This window comes from Micromonospora fiedleri, from assembly GCF_016774385.1.
Classification (GTDB): Bacteria; Actinomycetota; Actinomycetes; order Mycobacteriales; family Micromonosporaceae; genus Micromonospora; species Micromonospora gifhornensis.
In genome coordinates this window covers 1-450 of sequence record NZ_JAETXL010000094.1, presented here as the reverse complement: position 1 = coordinate 450, position 450 = coordinate 1, and the positions used below count along the sequence as shown (strand labels likewise).

General features: G+C 77.3%; 1 protein-coding gene. It reads right to left on the bottom strand.

Annotation, left to right across the window (positions count from 1 at the left end):
- The coding region (locus JMF97_RS30790) for an amylo-alpha-1,6-glucosidase (RefSeq protein ID WP_273543979.1) at positions 1-450 on the bottom strand (450 nt) is incomplete at both ends.

Genomic DNA, 450 nt, shown 5'->3' with positions numbered 1-450 from the left:
GCAGGAGCGACCGCGGGCAGTGGGCGGGGGGCGAGGGTTGGGCGGGGGGGGCATCGTATACACACCGGGGGGGGTGTAAGGGACAGAGCCGGGGCCGTACTCGCTCAGGGGGGCCTCCAGACCGACGAACAACGCGCGGACCGGCAGCCCGGCCCGGCGGGCGGCGTCGGCGTACGGGCCGATCAGCCACGGCCAGACGGTGCCCTGGTGGTAGGCGCCGTCCCGCGCGGCCGGCCCACCCCGGTGCCCGCCGAGGTAACCGGGGCACTCGGGGGAGAGGCTGCGCAGGCCCAGCGGAGTGAGCAGCGCGGCACCGACCAGGCCGACCGCCCGCGGGTCCGGCGCAAGTGGCGGGGTCGGCAGCGACCAGGGCAGGAGGTGGGTGGGGCGACGGGGGTGGTCGTCGGGAAAGGCCGCACCACCCAACGGGAACGCGGGGGAAGGGGCGTG